20 protein-coding genes are annotated in these 16,861 nt (G+C 66.3%); 8 read left to right on the forward strand and 12 right to left on the reverse strand.

Going from position 1 to position 16,861, the window contains the following annotated elements:
• The first annotated feature begins 1 nt into the window (after position 1).
• The 5 genes from atpA (at position 2) to NUW50_RS01340 (ending at position 4,825) form a co-directional block, all read left to right on the forward strand.
• Positions 2 to 1,540, forward strand: coding sequence for a F0F1 ATP synthase subunit alpha (gene atpA / locus NUW50_RS01320; protein WP_258287252.1), 1,539 nt, complete (start codon positions 2 to 4; stop codon positions 1,538 to 1,540).
• A 16-nt stretch (positions 1,541 to 1,556) separates the two neighbouring features.
• Entirely contained in the window at positions 1,557 to 2,438 is an 882-nt protein-coding gene (locus NUW50_RS01325) for a F0F1 ATP synthase subunit gamma (protein WP_258287253.1), read from the forward strand.
• Between the two features lie 18 nt (positions 2,439 to 2,456).
• Positions 2,457 to 3,881: a F0F1 ATP synthase subunit beta gene (atpD, locus tag NUW50_RS01330; protein ID WP_258287254.1), complete on the forward strand. Its 1,425-nt coding sequence runs from the start codon at positions 2,457 to 2,459 to the stop codon at positions 3,879 to 3,881.
• 27 nt (positions 3,882 to 3,908) lie between these two features.
• Positions 3,909 to 4,343 (forward strand): F0F1 ATP synthase subunit epsilon, encoded by a 435-nt coding sequence (locus tag NUW50_RS01335; RefSeq protein WP_258287255.1) that lies wholly within the window; start codon positions 3,909 to 3,911, stop codon positions 4,341 to 4,343.
• A gap of 131 nt (positions 4,344 to 4,474) precedes the next feature.
• Positions 4,475 to 4,825, forward strand: a complete 351-nt coding sequence (locus NUW50_RS01340; protein WP_258287256.1) for an H-type lectin domain-containing protein — start codon at positions 4,475 to 4,477, stop codon at positions 4,823 to 4,825.
• Between the two features lie 5 nt (positions 4,826 to 4,830).
• Here NUW50_RS01340 and NUW50_RS01345 read toward each other — a convergent pair whose 3' ends face one another.
• Together NUW50_RS01345 and NUW50_RS01350 are read right to left on the reverse strand one after the other, a co-directional pair.
• Entirely contained in the window at positions 4,831 to 5,322 is a 492-nt protein-coding gene (locus NUW50_RS01345) for a DUF6653 family protein (RefSeq protein WP_258287257.1), read from the reverse strand.
• Positions 5,323 to 5,343: 21 nt separating this feature from the next.
• Positions 5,344 to 6,363 carry a ribose-phosphate pyrophosphokinase gene (locus tag NUW50_RS01350; RefSeq protein ID WP_258287258.1) on the reverse strand — a complete coding sequence of 340 codons (1,020 nt, stop codon included), beginning with the start codon at positions 6,361 to 6,363 and terminating at the stop codon, positions 5,344 to 5,346.
• 103 nt (positions 6,364 to 6,466) lie between these two features.
• Between NUW50_RS01350 and NUW50_RS01355 the strand changes: the two genes are divergently transcribed.
• The gene (locus NUW50_RS01355; protein ID WP_258287259.1) at positions 6,467 to 7,066 is read left to right on the forward strand and encodes a 2-hydroxychromene-2-carboxylate isomerase; all 600 of its coding nucleotides are present in this window, start codon (positions 6,467 to 6,469) and stop codon (positions 7,064 to 7,066) included.
• A gap of 81 nt (positions 7,067 to 7,147) precedes the next feature.
• Here NUW50_RS01355 and NUW50_RS01360 read toward each other — a convergent pair whose 3' ends face one another.
• The 9 genes from NUW50_RS01360 to NUW50_RS01400 all read right to left on the reverse strand — a co-directional run bounded on the left by NUW50_RS01360 (position 7,148) and on the right by NUW50_RS01400 (position 13,583).
• A complete protein-coding gene (locus tag NUW50_RS01360) occupies positions 7,148 to 7,351 on the reverse strand; it encodes a hypothetical protein (protein WP_258287260.1) in 204 nt (67 codons plus the stop codon).
• On the reverse strand, positions 7,348 to 8,100 hold the full coding sequence (locus tag NUW50_RS01365; protein WP_258287261.1) for a COG4280 domain-containing protein: 753 nt from the start codon (positions 8,098 to 8,100) through the stop codon (positions 7,348 to 7,350). The genes NUW50_RS01360 and NUW50_RS01365 overlap by 4 nt, the downstream gene beginning before the upstream one ends.
• Complete coding sequence (locus tag NUW50_RS01370; RefSeq protein ID WP_258287262.1) at positions 8,097 to 8,636, reverse strand: Chromate resistance protein ChrB; 540 nt, start codon at positions 8,634 to 8,636, stop codon at positions 8,097 to 8,099. Before NUW50_RS01370 ends, NUW50_RS01365 begins: the two co-directional genes overlap by 4 nt.
• A 54-nt stretch (positions 8,637 to 8,690) precedes the next feature.
• Complete coding sequence (locus tag NUW50_RS01375; protein WP_258287263.1) at positions 8,691 to 9,737, reverse strand: threonine aldolase family protein; 1,047 nt, start codon at positions 9,735 to 9,737, stop codon at positions 8,691 to 8,693.
• Positions 9,737 to 10,207 (reverse strand): YcgN family cysteine cluster protein, encoded by a 471-nt coding sequence (locus tag NUW50_RS01380; RefSeq protein ID WP_258287264.1) that lies wholly within the window; start codon positions 10,205 to 10,207, stop codon positions 9,737 to 9,739. Before NUW50_RS01380 ends, NUW50_RS01375 begins: the two co-directional genes overlap by 1 nt.
• Positions 10,208 to 10,245: 38 nt before the next feature.
• Positions 10,246 to 11,181 (reverse strand): bifunctional riboflavin kinase/FAD synthetase, encoded by a 936-nt coding sequence (locus NUW50_RS01385; protein ID WP_258287265.1) that lies wholly within the window; start codon positions 11,179 to 11,181, stop codon positions 10,246 to 10,248.
• A gap of 17 nt (positions 11,182 to 11,198) precedes the next feature.
• Entirely contained in the window at positions 11,199 to 11,642 is a 444-nt protein-coding gene (locus NUW50_RS01390) for a MaoC family dehydratase (protein ID WP_258287266.1), read from the reverse strand.
• Positions 11,643 to 11,768: 126 nt separating this feature from the next.
• A complete protein-coding gene (locus NUW50_RS01395) occupies positions 11,769 to 12,644 on the reverse strand; it encodes a TIGR01459 family HAD-type hydrolase (protein WP_258287267.1) in 876 nt (291 codons plus the stop codon).
• An 18-nt stretch (positions 12,645 to 12,662) separates the two neighbouring features.
• Entirely contained in the window at positions 12,663 to 13,583 is a 921-nt protein-coding gene (locus NUW50_RS01400) for a manganese-dependent inorganic pyrophosphatase (protein WP_258287268.1), read from the reverse strand.
• 107 nt (positions 13,584 to 13,690) lie between these two features.
• Between NUW50_RS01400 and NUW50_RS01405 the strand changes: the two genes are divergently transcribed.
• Together NUW50_RS01405 and NUW50_RS01410 are read left to right on the forward strand one after the other, a co-directional pair.
• Positions 13,691 to 14,362, forward strand: coding sequence for a DUF2161 domain-containing phosphodiesterase (locus tag NUW50_RS01405; RefSeq protein ID WP_258287269.1), 672 nt, complete (start codon positions 13,691 to 13,693; stop codon positions 14,360 to 14,362).
• Between the two features lie 71 nt (positions 14,363 to 14,433).
• Complete coding sequence (locus NUW50_RS01410; RefSeq protein ID WP_258287270.1) at positions 14,434 to 15,261, forward strand: SDR family NAD(P)-dependent oxidoreductase; 828 nt, start codon at positions 14,434 to 14,436, stop codon at positions 15,259 to 15,261.
• Positions 15,262 to 15,381: 120 nt separating this feature from the next.
• Here the strand turns inward: NUW50_RS01410 and NUW50_RS01415 are convergent, their stop codons facing one another.
• Positions 15,382 to 16,137, reverse strand: coding sequence for an N-acyl homoserine lactonase family protein (locus NUW50_RS01415; RefSeq protein WP_258287271.1), 756 nt, complete (start codon positions 16,135 to 16,137; stop codon positions 15,382 to 15,384).
• Between the last annotated feature and the right edge of the window lie 724 nt (positions 16,138 to 16,861).

Below are 16,861 nucleotides of genomic sequence, written 5' to 3' on the forward strand. Positions count from 1 at the left end.
CATGGGTATCGAGGCCGCCGAAATTTCTGCCATCCTCAAGGAACAGATCAAAAACTTCGGCAAGGATGCCGAAGTGGCCGAGGTTGGCCGCGTGCTGTCCGTCGGTGACGGGATCGCCCGCGTCTACGGTCTGGACAATGTGCAGGCCGGCGAGATGGTCGAATTCCCCGGCGGTATCCGGGGCATGGCGCTGAACCTTGAGAGCGACAACGTCGGGATCGTGATCTTCGGCTCCGACCGCGACATCAAGGAAGGCGATCTGGTCAAGCGGACCAATTCGATCGTGGACGTTCCGGTGGGCGAGGCCCTGCTGGGCCGTGTCGTGGACGGCCTGGGCAACCCGATCGACGGCAAGGGCCCGATCAAGGCCAAGGAACGCGGCATCGCCGACGTGAAGGCGCCGGGCATCATCCCGCGCCAGGGCGTGAACGAGCCGATGGCGACCGGCCTGAAGGCGATCGACGCGATGATCCCGATCGGCCGTGGCCAGCGCGAGCTGATCATCGGCGACCGTCAGACCGGCAAGACCGCGGTGGCGCTCGACACGATCCTGAACCAGAAAAGCTACAACGACGCCGCCGGCGATGACGAGAGCAAGAAGCTCTACTGCATCTACGTCGCCATCGGGCAGAAACGCTCGACCGTTGCGCAGCTGGTCAAGAAGCTCGAAGAAACCGGCGCGATGGCCTATTCCATCGTGGTCGCGGCCACCGCTTCCGACCCGGCGCCGATGCAGTTCCTGGCGCCCTTCTCGGCCACCTCGATGGGTGAGTACTTCCGCGACAACGGCCGTCACGCGCTGATGATCTACGATGACCTGTCGAAACAGGCGGTTGCCTATCGTCAGATGTCGCTGCTGCTGCGCCGGCCGCCGGGCCGCGAAGCCTATCCGGGCGACGTCTTCTACCTGCATTCGCGGCTGCTGGAACGTTCGGCGAAGATGAGCGACGAGTTCGGCGCCGGCTCGCTGACCGCGCTGCCGATCATCGAAACCCAGGCGGGCGACATCTCGGCCTATATCCCGACCAACGTGATCTCGATCACCGACGGCCAGATCTTCCTGGAAAGCGAACTGTTCTTCCAGGGCGTGCGTCCGGCCGTGAACACCGGCCTGTCGGTCAGCCGCGTTGGTTCGGCCGCGCAGACCGCCGCGATGAAATCGGTTGCCGGCAAGGTGAAGCTGGAACTGGCGCAGTATCGCGAGATGGCGGCCTTCGCGCAGTTCGGGTCCGATCTCGATGCCGCGACCCAGCGTCTTCTGGCCCGTGGTGCGCGTCTGACCGAGCTGATGAAGCAGCCCCAGTATGCGCCCCTGACCAATGCCGAGATCGTCATCGTCGTCTTCGCGGGCACCGCCGGCTATCTCGACAAGGTCGAGGTGCGTGACATCGGCCGCTACGAGGCCGGGCTGCTGAAGCACCTTCGGACCAACTGCCAGGCCCTGATGGACGACATGACCGCCAATGACCGCAAGGTCGCCGGCGATCTCGAGAAATCCATTCGCGCTGCGCTGGACGATTTCGCCAAAGACTTCGCGTGAGTTTGAGGAGAGCGAGATGCCCAGCCTCAAGGATCTGAAGAACCGGATCAACTCGGTCAAATCGACCCGGAAGATCACCAAGGCGATGCAGATGGTCGCCGCCGCGAAACTGCGCCGGGCGCAGGAATCGGCGGAGGCCGGACGGCCCTATGCCGAGCGGTTCAATGCCGTGATGTCGGGCCTGACCGCAGCGGCGGCCGGGTCGGAATCGGCCCCCAAGCTGCTGCGCGGCACAGGTGACGACAAGGTGCACCTGCTGGTGGTGATGACCGCCGAGAGGGGCCTCTGCGGGGGCTTCAACTCGTCGATCGTCAAGCTGGCACGGCAGCGGATCAACGAATTGCAAGGCCAGGGCAAGACGGTCAAGGTCCTGACCGTCGGCAGGAAGGGGCGCGAACAGCTGCGCCGCGAGAATTCCGACCTGCTGATCGGCCATGTCGATCTGTCCGAAGTCAAGCGGGTCGGCTACGCCGATGCGCGCGGAATCGCGGATCAGATCCTCAGCCGTTTCGACGCCGGGGAATTCGATGTCGCGACGATCTTCTATTCGCGCTTCCAGTCGGTGATCTCGCAGGTTCCGACCGCGCAGCAGATCATTCCGGCCAGTTTCGACGCGCCGGAAGAGGCCGAGGCCGGCACAGCGACGGTCTATGATTACGAGCCGGGCGAGGAAGCAATCCTTGCCGACCTGCTGCCGCGTGCGGTGGCCACCCAAATCTTCACCGCGCTGTTGGAAAACGGCGCTTCCTTCTTTGGCGCGCAGATGAGCGCGATGGACAACGCGACCCGCAACGCGGGCGACATGATCGACCGGTTGACGATTGTCTACAACCGCTCGCGTCAGGCGGCGATCACCAAGGAACTCATTGAAATCATTTCGGGCGCGGAAGCGCTCTGACCGATCGGGGATAACAACATGGCAGCTTCTTCGGGAAAAGTGACGCAGGTGATCGGCGCGGTCGTTGACGTGAAGTTCGACGGCGAGCTTCCGGCGATCTTGAACGCGTTGGAGACCGACAACAACGGCAAGCGGCTGGTGCTGGAAGTGGCACAGCATCTGGGCGAGAGCGAAGTGCGCTGCATCGCCATGGATGCCACGGAAGGTCTGGTGCGCGGTGCCGAAGTGACCAACACCGGCGGCCCGATCTCGGTTCCGGTCGGCAATGCGACCCTGGGCCGGATCATCAACGTGATCGGCGACCCGATCGACGAGAAGGGTCCGATCGACACCAAGGAAACGCGTGCGATCCACCAGGACGCCCCGGCCTTCGAGGATCAGGCGACCGAATCGCTGATCCTGGAAACCGGCATCAAGGTCATCGACCTGCTGGCCCCCTATTCCAAGGGCGGCAAGATCGGCCTGTTCGGCGGCGCCGGCGTGGGCAAGACGGTTCTGATCCAGGAACTGATCAACAACATCGCCAAGGTGCACTCGGGCTTCTCGGTCTTCGCCGGCGTCGGCGAACGGACCCGCGAGGGCAACGACCTCTATCACGAATTCATCGACTCGAAGGTCATCGACATCGAGAACCTCGAGAACTCGAAAGTGGCGCTGGTCTATGGCCAGATGAACGAGCCTCCGGGGGCACGTGCCCGCGTCGCGCTGACCGGCCTGACCCTGGCCGAGCAGTTCCGCGACCAGTCCGGCACCGACGTTCTGTTCTTCGTCGACAACATCTTCCGCTTTACCCAGGCCGGTTCCGAAGTGTCGGCGCTGCTGGGCCGTATCCCTTCGGCGGTGGGCTATCAGCCGACTCTGGCCACCGACATGGGCCAGCTGCAGGAGCGGATCACCTCGACCAAGGCGGGCTCGATCACCTCGGTGCAGGCGATCTACGTTCCGGCCGATGACTTGACCGACCCGGCGCCGGCGACCTCCTTCGCCCACCTCGACGCCACCACGACGCTGAGCCGCGCGATTTCCGAGCTAGGCATCTACCCGGCCGTGGACCCGCTGGACAGTTCGTCGCGTCTGATGGACCCGCAGGTCCTGGGCGAAGAGCACTACCAGGTCGCCCGTGACGTGCAGGGTATCCTGCAACGCTACAAGTCGCTTCAGGACATCATCGCCATCCTCGGGATGGACGAACTGTCGGAAGAGGACAAGCTGACCGTGGCCCGGGCCCGGAAAATCCAGCGCTTCCTGTCGCAGCCCTTCGACGTGGCGCAGATCTTCACCGGTTCGCCGGGCGTGCAGGTGCCGCTTGAAAAGACCATCGCCTCGTTCAAGGCAGTCGTGGCGGGCGAGTACGACCACCTGCCGGAAGCCGCCTTCTACATGGTCGGCGATATCGAGGACGTGAAGGCCAAGGCCGAACGTCTGGCCGCAGAAGCCGCTTAAGCCGAAGCCGCGTAAGGAGCCAAACCCATGGCGACGATGCAATTCGATCTGGTTTCGCCCGAGCGGCGACTGGCCTCGCTGCAGGCATCCGAGATCCAGATCCCGGGTGCCGAAGGCGACATGGCGGCGATGCCGGGCCATGCGCCGCTCATCACCACCCTGCGTCCCGGCATCCTCAAGGTGACGGGGCCGGAAGGGACGCAGGACTACGTGGTGACCGGCGGTTTTGCCGAGATCAACGCCGAGGCCTGCACGGTGCTGGCCGAACGCTCGCATCAGATCGACGAAATGGACCAGAGCATCTTCAACGAGATCGTTGCCGAGGCCCGGGCCAAGCACGAGGCCGCGAAAGCCGCGGGCGAGGAAGGCCCGGTCGACGAGATGGTCAAGCTGATGGCCGACATGGTTGCCCTGGGCACCCATATCGGGCTGGACCCGAATCAGGCGAACTTCCCCGACTGAGGGGCGGCGCCGGACCAGTTTCAGAGAAGTCGGAAGGCCCCTTCGGGGGCCTTTTCCTTGCCTCGATCCGGCCGGGTTTTGCCTTTCTGCTTGCCGAGCAACTGACTAGTCTCGCAGCTGGAGGAACGTGTATGCGCCGGTTCAGGGGCCATATCATCGGGGTCGATCGCGGCTCGATCATGATGTTCTCGGATTTCGAGGACGGCGGTGCGATGTGGACCGGGCAGGGGCCGCGCGAGCTGCGCCGCGTGGTGGAATTCGAGAGCGCCTATCAAAGCTCCCCGGTCGTGCATGTTTCGTTGTCGATGTGGGATGTCGACCACGGCCACAACATGCGTGCCGATATCTCGGCCGAGATGATCAACCCGGAAGGCTTCGTGATCGTGTTCCGCACCTGGGGCGACACGAGGGTGGCGCGGGTCCGCGCCGACTGGATGGCGATCGGCGAACAGGCCTCGGACGAGGACTGGGAGATCGACTGAAAGGGTCAGCGCGCGACGTCGGGGCCGATCTCGTCGTAAAGCCGGGCCATCCGGTCCACGAACCAGGTCTTGGCGGCCATGGCCCAGACCATTCCCAGCAGCAACAGTTTCAGGTCCAGCGCCCAGAGCGCCCAGCCGTAGAGCAGAAGGCCCAGCCCGGACAGAAGGGCCAGGATGTTGCCGATGATCAGGTGGCGCCGTGGCAGGGCGAGGCTGCGGCGCTTCAGCCACAGCCGTTCGCCTGCGGTTCCCCTGCCGGCCCAGCCACGCGGCGGCCCCTCGACCGGGGCGAAGAGCCGTGGATTGACGAATGTGAAGACGATCACGGCCGCGACCGGCAGCAGCGCTCCCCAGCCCAGCCAGACCCGGCTCCACACCGCCAGCGCCAGCAGGGGCAGGATGGCAAAGCGGCTGAACACGCTCCAGGGGTTGGCGTGGCGCGCCCAGCTGGCATCGTCCATGGCCATGCTACGCTCGGCGAGGCGAAAGATATCCATCCCGGGTGCGCCGCCGGCCTCCTATTTCCGCGAGTAGAGCCCTTCGTAGATCGGCGCGATGGTGTCGGTCTCGAACAGAGACGAGACGCTGGTGCCGTTCCAGATGTTGATGATCGCCTGGGCGAACATCGGCGCCGTCGGGACGATGCGGATGTTCGGGCAGTCCAGCACCGCCGGTGTCGGCTCGATCGTGTCGGTGATGACGAGGCTCTTCAGCAGCGAGGCGCTGACCCGCTCGATCGCCGGGCCGGAGAGGACGCCATGCGAGATATAGGCGTGGACTTCCTTGGCGCCGTTCTCGACCAGCACCTCGGCGGCCTTGCACAGGGTTCCCGCGGTATCGACGATATCGTCGATGATGATGCAGGTCTTGTCCTTCACGTCACCGATGACGGTCATCTCGCCGACTTCGCCGGGTTTCGGGCGGCGCTTGTCGACCACGGCAAAGCCGCAATTCAGCCGCTGCGCCAGTTCGCGGGCCCGGGTGACGCCGCCGACATCGGGCGAGACCACCAGCGTGTCTTTCAGGGTGCCGTTGAAATGGTGCTGGATATCCAGCGCGAAGATCGGCGAGGCATAGAGGTTGTCGACCGGGATGTCGAAGAACCCCTGGATCTGCGCCGCGTGCAGGTCCATGGTCAGCACCCGCTCGACACCGGCGCGGGCGATCAGGTTGGCGACAAGCTTGGCCGAGATCGGGGTCCGCGCCTTGGTGCGGCGGTCCTGGCGGGCATAGCCGAAATAGGGAATCACCGCCGTGATGCGCGAGGCCGAGGAGCGGCGCAGCGCATCGGTGATGATCAGAAGCTCCATCAGGTTGTCATTCGCGGGCCTCGAGGTCGGCTGCAGGATGAACATGTCCTCGCCGCGGACGTTCTCGTAGACCTCGACAAAGACCTCGCCGTCGTTGAACCGTTCGACGCGCGCGTCGACCAGGCTGACCGGCACGCCGCGGTGCAGGGCCAGACGTTTGCAGACGGCGGCGGCAAGCGGCTTGTTGGCGTTGCCAGAAATGAGTTTCGGCTCGGTGACTGAAGACATCCGGAGGTCCTTGGCAGAGGCGTGAATGACGGTTTCGTGACGTTGACACCGCTTAACACCCCGCTACGGTCTTGCAAACATGATGCCCCGGGGGAGAGACGATTTGGCTCACATCGATTACTTCTTTTCGACGCTTTCGCCCTGGACCTATCTTGCCGGGACCCGTCTGGAAGAGATCGCGGCCCGCCATGGCGCGACGATCGCCTACAAGCCGCTCGACATCATCGCGCTGTTCGGCCGCACCGGGGGCACGCCGCCCGGCCAGCGCCATGCCTCGCGACAGGAATACCGGGCCCAGGATCTGGTCCGTCAGGCGGCCAGCCTCGGGATGCCGTTCAACCTGAAGCCGGCGCATTGGCCGACCAACGGCGCCCCCGCCGCCTATGCGGTGATCTCGGCGGCCCGGGAAGGCGGCGGCGATCTGGGAGCGCTGGCGCATGGCTTCACCCGCGCGGTCTGGGCCGAGGATCGCGACATTGCCGAAGACGAAGTCATCAAGGACTGCCTGAGCGCCGCCGGTTTCGACCCCGGCACCGCCGATCGCGGCCTGTTCACCGCCGCCGATGTCTATGGCGCCAATCTGGAAGAGGCCGTCGCCCGCGGAGTCTTCGGCGCACCCTTCTATGTCGTGGCCGAAACCGATCAGCGTTTCTGGGGCCAGGACCGCTTGGCCGATCTCGACAAGCATCTGGCCACGCTCTGACAGCGGCGCCGCCGTCGCATCTTTGGGTCGGAAATACTCCCGCCGGAGGCTCCTGACCGTCCCGCCGCCGCTGCCGCTGGATCAGCTGCGCGCCGCCCGCAGCACCGAGGCCGCCAGCACCGCCAGGCAGCCCAGCAGCAACTCTCCGCCGGCCAGTTCCGGCTGGCCGAGGCGCAGCGCCAGCACCGCCGCCAGGGCCACGACCGCCAGCACCGCAAGGGTCAGGCGCAGGTCGGCCACGAACATGCCGAACAGTTCCGCCAGAACGTCGCGCAGGATGCTCATGCCCTTTCCTCCCGCCGGGTGAGGCCCGCCAGGGTCAGACCCGCAGCCAGGAACACCGCCGCCAGCGCCACCAGCGCCAAGTCGGCGCCGGGCCAGTGAACCCCCAGCCCTTCGCCGGTCCAGAACACCCCGAAGGCCGACAGCATCACCCCGACGCCGAATTTCAACGTGTTCTCCGGCACTTTGGCCAGCGGCCTGTGCAGCGCCGCGCCGATGGCCAGCACCAGCAGGCAGGCGAGACCGGCCCCCAGGGCCGCCGGCCCCAGCTGGCCCCGCCCGGCGCCGACGGCGACCACGATGAAGGCGACCTCCAGCCCTTCCAGCAGCACCGCCTTGAAGGCGGCGATCCCGGCGATCCAGTCCTGCGAGGTGGCCCGCCGCGCCTCTTCGGCACTCAGCGCGGCGCGTTCGCGGGCGAAGATCGCATCCTCGTCATGCAGCGCCAGCACCCCGGCCGCGCGCAGCACCGCCTTGCGCAGCCAGCCCAGCCCGAAGAGCAAGAGCAGCACGCCCACAACCAGTTGCAGCGCCCCGATCGGGACCAGCGACAGAAGCGGCCCGAGGGCCGCGACCACCAGGGCCAGCAGGATCAGCGCCGCGCCGGTGCCGAACAGCGCCGGGCGCCAGCCGCGCAGCGTGGCCACGACCAGAACGATGGTGAAGGCCTCGACCACTTCCACCGTCGAAGCCAGAAAGGCCGCCCCGACGGCGCCGATGGCCCCGGCATCGGTCGCAAACAGTGCATTCATTTGCCGTCCTCCACTTCAAAGACCCGCCGGGCATAGTCTTCCAGCACCTCGCCGCAGCGCGCCAACCGTTGCGCCGCCTCGTCGGCGCGCGCCGCGCCATAGAAGTCCAGCGTGTTGATCTTGCGCAGCCAGGTGGTCAGCTTCTTCAGGTCGGCTTCGTTTTCTTCCAGTTCGGCAAAGGTGAAATGGTTGGCGGTGACCTCCTTGGCCACTTCGCGCTCGAAATCGTCACATTTGTCGAGGAATTCCTCGTAGGCGGCATCGCGGTCGGCCTTGAACCGGGCCACCACCCGGTCGCCCTGCATGGGGTCGAGCGCCTCGGCGGCCAGCAGCACCGATTCGCCTCCCGCCGCCGCAATGTCATGGTCGATGGATTTGAGCCGCCGCAGATGTTCATCGGTGCGCGGCAGCAGGCAGACCCCGCCCTGCAGATAGACCGCGCCCATCGCCTTGAGCTTGCGCCAGACCGCCATCCGCTTGGCCGCCGGTTCGGGCGGAATGCGATAGGTCAGCAGAAGCCAGGCAATCTCGGGCATGCCTGAGGGAATAATGTAGCGGTTGCTACGAGTCAACTGTTACGGCTGTTACGTCTAGTGCCGCATCACCTCCAGGAACCGGTCCACGTCCTCTTCGCTGGTGGACCAGGAGGTGACCAGCCGCGCTTCCTGCATCTCGTCCTCGGGTCCGGTCTCGGACCCGGAATAGAGGTGATAATGCGCACCGGCGGCCTTCAGCTTCTCGTGCAGGCCGCGCGGCCAGCTGGCGAAAATGATGTTGGCGGGGGTGTCGTGGCTGAAGCGGACATCCGGCATCTGTTTGAGCGCCTGCGCCAGCCGCTGGCAGGCGGCATTGGCCTGCGCGGCCAGGCTGCGCCAGAGGTCGTCCTCCAGATAGGCGGCCATCTGCGCCGACAGATAGCGGTGCTTCGAGAACAGATGTCCGCCGCGCTTGCGTCGGAATTCGAACTCCTCCGCCCTGGCCGGGTCGAAGAAGACCACCGCCTCGACTCCCATGCAGCCCGACTTGGTGCCGCCGAAACTGACCGCATCGACGCCGGCCTTCCAGCTCATCTCGGCCGCCGTGCAGCCCAGGGCTTCGACCGCGTTGCCGAAGCGGGCGCCGTCGAGATGCAGCGGCAGGCCGAACTCCTTGGCCACGGTACCGATCCTGCCCAGCTCGTCCAGGTCATAGACCGTGCCCCGTTCGGTCACGTTGGTCAGCGAAACCGGACCGCGCTTGGGCCCATGAACACCGCGCGTGCCCTCGGCCTCGATCGCCTTGCGCAGGGTCGCCGCGCTCATCTTGGCATCCTCGGTGCCGGTGAGTGTCAGCTTGGCGCCGCCGGTATAGAACTCGGGTGCGTTGGCCTCATCCTCGTTGATATGGCTCATCGGGGTGCAGAAGATCGTCTCGTAGGGCTGCGCCAAGGTGCCCAGGATCAGGCTGTTGGCCGCGGTGCCGGTGGCGACCAGATAGACCGCCGCCTCGGGTGCCTCGAAGGTCTCGCGCAGGCGGTCGCGGACCCGCGCCATGATCGCGTCATCGCCATAGGAGGGCGGATAGCCGTCATTGGCCCTGACCAGCGCGTCAAGGATGCGGGGATGCACCCCGGAAGTATTGTCGGAGGCAAAGAACATCAGACCGGCTCCTCGATGATGTAGTCTTCCCAGTCCTCTTCGGGGACCTCGTATTCCGGGATGGTGATGCCCTGGGCCGAGACATTGGCCTCGAACACGCTGTCGGCGCGCCCGGTCAGCAGCGGGTGCCAGGCGGGCAGGGGCTTGCCCTCGTGCAGCAGCCGATAGGCGCAGGTGCTGGGCATCCAATAGGCATGCTCGCCGATGGTCCGGGCGGTCAGTATCACGCATTCGGGGACGATGCTCTTGCGGATTTCGTAGTTCCCGCAGCGGCAGGTCTCGTCGTCGAACAATCGGCAGGCCAGCCGGGTCAGCGAGACCTCGCCGGTATCCGGGTCTTCCAGCTTGTTCAGGCAGCACTTGCCGCAGCCGTCGCAGAGCGCCTCCCATTCGCGGGGGGTCATGTCGCGCAGTTTCACGCTTTCCCAGTAGCGGGGACGCAGATTGTCACGGGGGATCGGGTCTTTCATCCGCGCGAGACTAGGCGCATGTCCGCCAGAGGAAAAGGTCAGAGCGCCTCCAAAATGCTCCGCGCCCGGGCACAATCGGCATCCATCTGCGCGACCAACGCGTCGAGACTGTCGAACCTCGCCTCGGGGCGCAGATATTCGATCAGCGCGACCGAGAGATGCTCGTCATAGAGATCGCCCGCGAAGTCGAAGATGAAGCTTTCCAGATTGGCCGAGTTGACGCCGAACATCGGCCGGACACCGATGCTGGCCGCGCCCATGTAGCTGCCCTGATGCGGGCCGGTCAGCACATCGACCTTGACGGCATAGATGCCGAAGTGCGGCGGGTGCAGCCCGGCGATCGACATGTTGGCGGTCGGATATCCCAACTCGCGCCCGCGCCGGTCGCCGCCCAGAACCTTGCCCTCGATCCGGTGCCAGTGGCCCAGCATCGCGGCGGCGTCGCGGGGGCGGCCGTCGCTCAGTGCCTGGCGGATCGCGGTCGAGGATATCTCGGTGCCGTCATGGCCGATCAGCGGCGCCACGGTGACGCCGAAGCCCAGATCCCGGCCGAAGTTCTGCAGGTCCGCGACGGTGCCGGCCCGGCCCTTGCCGAAATGGAAGTCGGCGCCAACAACCACATGGCGCAGGCCCAGACCCTCGTGCAGGACCTCGGTGGCGAAGGCTTCCGGCGACAGCGCCGCCAGCTTGCCGTCGAAGGGCAGCTGATACAGCCGCTCGACCCCCAGCTTGGCCAGCCGGTTGGCCTTGGCCTCGGCGTTCATCAGCCGGAAGGGCGGTGCCTCGGGGGCGAAAACCTGCCGTGGATGCGGCTCGAAGGTGACGATGCCCAGAGGGGTTTCGGGACCGGTATGTTCGCGGGCCAGTCCGATCACGGTCTGATGGCCGCGATGCACCCCGTCGAAGTTGCCGATGGCCGCCGAAGCGCCACGGTCCTCGGCCTTGAGGCCGGTCCAGAACGTCAATGTGCGCATGGGCTTGCGGGCGTCTTTCAGTCGAACTTGCGGCTTGGCGCCAGCACCAGCGCTTCACCCTTCAGAACGACCGTGTCCCCCACCGAGGCCTTGCAGTCAAGCGTCACCCGGCGCTTTGCATGTTCGATCCCGGTGACCCGGACCTCGGCCCGCACCCGGTCGCCGGGTCGGACCGGCGCCAGAAACCGCAGGTTCTGGCCGAGGTAGACCGTGCCATGGCCCGGCAGCTGTTCGCCGATCACCGCCGAGATCAGGCTGGCGGTCAGGATGCCATGCGCGATCCGGCCGCCGAAGACGGTCTCCTGCGCGTAGTCCTCGTCCAGATGAACGGGATTGCGGTCGGTGGAGACCTGGGCGAACAGCGCGATATCCTCGTCGGTGACCAGCTTCACCAGATCGCGGCTCATGCCGATTTCGATGTCTTCAATGCAGATCGTGCCGCGCGGCAGGTTGTCGAGCATCTCTGGCCTCCGATTCCCGCAAGGCATAGCGGAAATGCTGCGCTACAGCAATCCTTAGAGTAATTTAATGTCAATATGCGGGGAAGGATGGAAACTATCCTGCGCAGAAAATCCCCGCCGGCGGCGTCAGCGCAGCGCCGGGATGGCGTAGGTCGGCGACAGCTCGTGTCGGGCCAGCCAGGCGTCGAGCATCGCCGGGTCCGGTTGTTCCGGGTCGGGGCCGAACTCGCTCGCGGCGATGCCTCCGGTGATGAACAGCGTGTCCAGCCCCTCGCCGATGCCGCCCTTCACGTCGGTCAGGAGCCCGTCGCCGAGGCAGAGGATGTCGTTGCTGGGCGCATATCCCGACGTCACCAGCCGGGCGCGGGCCAGGTCGTAGATCGGCGGATGCGGCTTGCCGCAATAGATCGCCTCGCCGCCCATCTCTTCGTAGAGCTGCGCGATGGCGCCGGCGCAATAGACCCGGGTGTCGCCCATGTCGACGACGATATCAGGGTTGGTGCAGAGCAGTTTCAGCCCGCGCGTCTTGGCAAACAGCAGGGTCGGCCGGTAATCCTCGGGCGTTTCGCAGCGGTCGTCGAACAGGCCGGTGCAGACCACGCCTTCGGCGTCGTCCAGCTCCACCCGTTCGATCCCCGAGGCATCCAGCCCGTCGCTGGTGTCGGTGAAGAAGCTGGCGTCCTTGTCGGGGCCGAGGTGATAGACCTTCTGGCCGACCGCGCCGCGGATCATCGCGGCCCGCGAGGCATCGCCGGACGAGACGACAAGGTCCCAGGCATCCTCGGGCACCCCGATCCGTGCCAGCTGCTCGATGACCGCCGACGAGGGGCGCGGCGCATTGGTCACCAGCACCACCTGCTTGCCGGTCGCCCTGTATTGCTGCAGGGCGGCGACCGCCTGCGGAAAGGGGGCCACGCCGTTGTGCAGGCAGCCCCAGAGGTCGCAGAAAAGCGCGTCGTAGCGCCCGGAAATCTCGGCGAGCGAGGCGATGATCTGGGTCATGGGGCGCCTTTCACGGATTCAGAGCTTGAGGTTCGGGATGATCTGTTTCTTCCGGCTCATGATGCCGGGCAGAACCACGGTATCGCCGCTGACCGTCGCGCCAAAGCTCTTCTCGGCAATGGTCTTGACCAGATCATTGGGGACCAGCAGCGTGGCTTCCTCGTTCAGGATGTCGACGACGAACAGCAGCACCTGATCGGCGCCGTCTTCCTGGGCGACGCCCGGCATCGCGGCCATCAGCGCGTCCTTGCGGTCCAGCACCATCTGCGGCGCGGTGGTTTCCAGCACCGAGACCCGCAGGGTCTTGTCGCCGATCGAGAATTCCTTCGAATCCATCCGCAGCAGTTCGGCATCCGAGAAGGCGCCGACATCGGACTTGGCGGCGAACATCTCGGCGGCATAGGCCGGAATCTCGATCCCGAGGTCGGCGGCCAGTTCCTCGGCCAGCTTGCGGTCCTGATCGGTGGTGGTGGGCGAGCGGAACTCCAGCGTGTCCGACAGGATGCAGGACAGCATCGCGCCCTTGATCCCGCGCGACATCTTGGCGGCATGCGGGCCCATCAGGTTGTGCATCACCGTTGCGGTGCAGGCCAGGGGCTTGATCGTCACGTCGATCGGACCCTTGGTTTCAAGCCCGCCGACCAGCTTGTGGTGGTCGATGATCTGCAGGATGTCGGCCTCGTTGATGGCTTCAGGCAGTTCGGCGGGGTTGTTGGTATCGACGATCACCACCTTGTCGCCGGGCGCCACCGTGTCGATGATCTGCGGTTTCGGCAGGTCCCATTTCTTCAGCACGAAGGCGGCTTCGGTGTTCGGCTCGCCCAGCAGGAACGCCTCGGCCGGCTGTTTGCGGTGTTCGCTCAGATACCAGGCCCAGATGATCGGCGAGCCGGTGGAATCGGTGTCGGGGGATTTGTGGCCGAAGACCTTGATCGTCATGTTCCGTGCCTTTCGGGAATGCTGTGTCGCGGGCCTTATAGGCAAGGCCGCGGGACGGGGAAAGGGGGCGGCTTTCCGCGGCGCACGGGCTGGCCTAGATTGGGGCGATGAAGCGCGAGACCGATCTCTATCCTCCCCTGAAAGCCTGGTTCGAGGCGCGAGGCGCCGAGGTCAAGGCCGAGATCGGGGCCGCGGATCTGGTTGCGGTCGGCCTGGGGGACGACCCGGTGGTGGTCGAGATGAAGCTGCGCTTCTCGCTGGCGCTCTATCATCAGGCGCTGGACCGGCTGCGGATGACGCCGCTGGTCTATATCGCCGTGGTCCGGCCCGAGGGGGCGCGGGCGCGGCGGATGCTGTCCGAGAACGGCGCGATGTGCCGCCGGCTGGGCCTGGGTCTGCTGACGGTGCGGGCGCGCGACCGGCTGGTGGAATGCCATCTGGAGCCGGGGGCGCCGCTGCCCCGCGCCTCGAAGGCCCGGCGCAGGAAGCTGGAGGCGGAATTCGCCCGGCGGGTCGGTGATCCGAACGAAGGCGGCGCGACCCGGCACGGGCTGGTGACCGGCTATCGGCAGGATGCCCTGCGCTGCGCCGCCTATCTGGCGGAATACGGGCCCTCGCGCGGGGCGGCAGTCAAGCGCGATACCGGGGTGCCGGTGGCGACACGGATCATGGCCGACAACCACTATGGCTGGTTCCAGAGGGTCCGGCCCGGAACCTATGAGCTGACCGAGGCCGGGCGGCGCGGGTTGGCCGATTGGGACGGCGCATTGCCCGGATAGGGTTTCGGCCGGCCCGGTCCGGGGCTAGGGTCCGGCCGCGATCAGCAACGCGATCAAGAAGGAGACGAGCAATGCAGAATCCAGCATGTCAGGCGGGAAATCTGGCCGTGGTGACAGGCGGCGCGGCGGGGATCGGGCTGGCGGCGGCCTGCCGGTTCGGTGCCCTGGGAATGCGGGTGGCGCTGCTCGATCTCGGAGCCGAACGCCTGGAGGCGGGCGCAAGCGCGGTGCGGGCGGCTGGCGCCCCCGAGGTCACGGTGCACGAGGTCGACGTGACCGACAGCGCGGCCCTGGAACAGGCGGCGGACGGGCTCGGCCCGGTTTCGGTGCTGATGGCCAATGCGGGCATCCAGCCGGGCAGTTCGCTCTTCGGTCCGGCCGAGGAATGGGAGCGGGTGCTCGACGTCAATCTCGGCGGGGTGATCCGCACGGTGCGGGCTTTCGTGCCGGGCATGATCGCGGCGGGCCGCGACGGGGCGGTGATCGTCACCGGTTCGAAACAGGGCATCACCACCCCGCCGGGCGACCCGGCCTACAATGTCTCGAAATCCGGGGTGAAGACCTTCACCGAGGCGCTGGAGCACGACCTGCGCAACCGCGAGGGCAACAGGATCACCGCGCATCTGCTGATCCCCGGGTTCGTCTACACCGACCTGACCCGCAAGGGCCGGACCGAGAAACCCTCGGGTGCCTGGACCCCGGAGCAGACGGCGGCGTTCATGATGGACAGCCTCGAACGTGGCGATTTCTATATTCTCTGCCCCGACAATGACGTGGACCGGGCGCTGGACGAAAAGCGGATCGCCTGGGCGGCCGGGGACATCATCGAGAACCGGCCACCGCTCAGCCGCTGGCACAAGGATTACGCCGAGGCCTTCGCGGCGTTCCTCAAGAGCTGAGGCCGGGCCTCCGGATGACGCGAACCGGGGCGCCGGCTTGCCGGCGGCCCGAACTCGGGTATTGACGCCAGTGCCATCGACGCCGCCTTCCCGGCAAATGGGGCAACGCCTGTCCGGCGGTCAGCCGTAGAACTTCGGCGCCAGGGTGATCTGCTGCCACTGGCCCGGCGAATGGCCGTAGATCACCATCCCGAGGGATTCCTTGGCCAGGTCAAGCAGACGGTCGGCGCTGGCATTGGCCAGGGCGTCGTCCGCCGCGTTCTCGAAGCCGTTCATCACCTCGTCGAACCGCGAAATCGCGTCGCCGGTCAGGATGACAGGGCCGGTCTCGGGCAGGATCAGCAAGGCGGACAGGTGGCCCAGCGTGTGGCCCGGGGTCTCGATCAGGATCAGCCCCTCGCAGATCTCGACGTCCTCGTCGATCAGCCGGTAATCCGCCTCGGGCCACTCCATCGGCCGGGCATCGCCGTGATAGAGCGGGCGTGGATTGCTGCGCTCGGTGCGGGTCATCACGATCGGTGCATGGGTGACCTCGGCCAGCCCGCCGACATGGTCGATATGCGAATGGCTGAGGATCGTCAGGTCGATATCGGCAGGGGTCAGGCCGATCAGCGCCAGTTGCCCGGCCAGCAGGTTCCGCGGCTCCAGCCGCAGCACCTCGCAGGTGGCGCTGAGCCCGTCGCGCTCGGCGCAGCCTTCGGTATCGACGGCATAGCCGGGCGGGAAGCCGGTGTCGAAAAGGATGTTCTTGCCGTCCTCTGTCTGCAGCAGGAAGCCCGGAACACCGATGTCGCGCGGGCCGGAATGGACCCGCAACAGGCCGAAATCGAGAACGTAAAGCCGGGTGATCTTGCCGAATGTGGGAAACGGGGTCATGCCGGTCCTCTTGCTTGGTCGGGGGAAGCATAGCGCCGCGTCGGAGCGTGTCAGCCCCCCGAGTCCGATCCGTGGCACCGGCGGGGTTCGGCCCGCCGGTGCCGGTCGGTCTCAGCCGTTTCGGCCCGGAACCCGGCCCGGTTTCGGCTTCGGCATCTGGGCGCGGCCGGGGCCGCCGCGCAGGTCGGCCTTGCTGCTGCCGAAGCGGGGACCGTGCCCCCCGGGCCGAGGTTTCGCCGGTTTCGGCAGAATGATCTTTGCCGGTCCCGGTCTGGCCGCCTTGGCGCGGTTTCCGGAGCCGGCGGGCGGGTTCGGTTTGAAGTCGGGCATGTGATGCTCCTGTTCTGAAGGGATTTGAAATCGGTCAAATCCGCTTGCGGAACCGGGTGCGCTGCAACGCGCGGCACTGCCCCATGTGGCTGGACAGATCAACGCCCCTTGCGGGCGGGATGTTCGGTCATGGCCGGGAAGCAGAAGAGTTACCGAGGGCTGGAGCTGCGTCCGTGCCGGGCTGCCGCGACCGAAGTCGGAGCAGGGGCTGACACCGCAAGCGGGCTGGCATCCTTAGCGAATGCGCGCGGCCATCCAGTCCATGTCGGTATCCTCCTGAAACGTGGCGGGAGCCTACCTCCTACCCAGCCGCCGCGCAAGCTGCGCCGGTTCCGGCGCCGGCATCCGGGGCGCCGCCGGCTCTACAGAGGTGGATCGAGAAGGAAATGGTCGG

The organism is Frigidibacter sp. ROC022 (assembly GCF_024723735.1).
Classification (GTDB): domain Bacteria; phylum Pseudomonadota; class Alphaproteobacteria; order Rhodobacterales; family Rhodobacteraceae; genus SLM-1.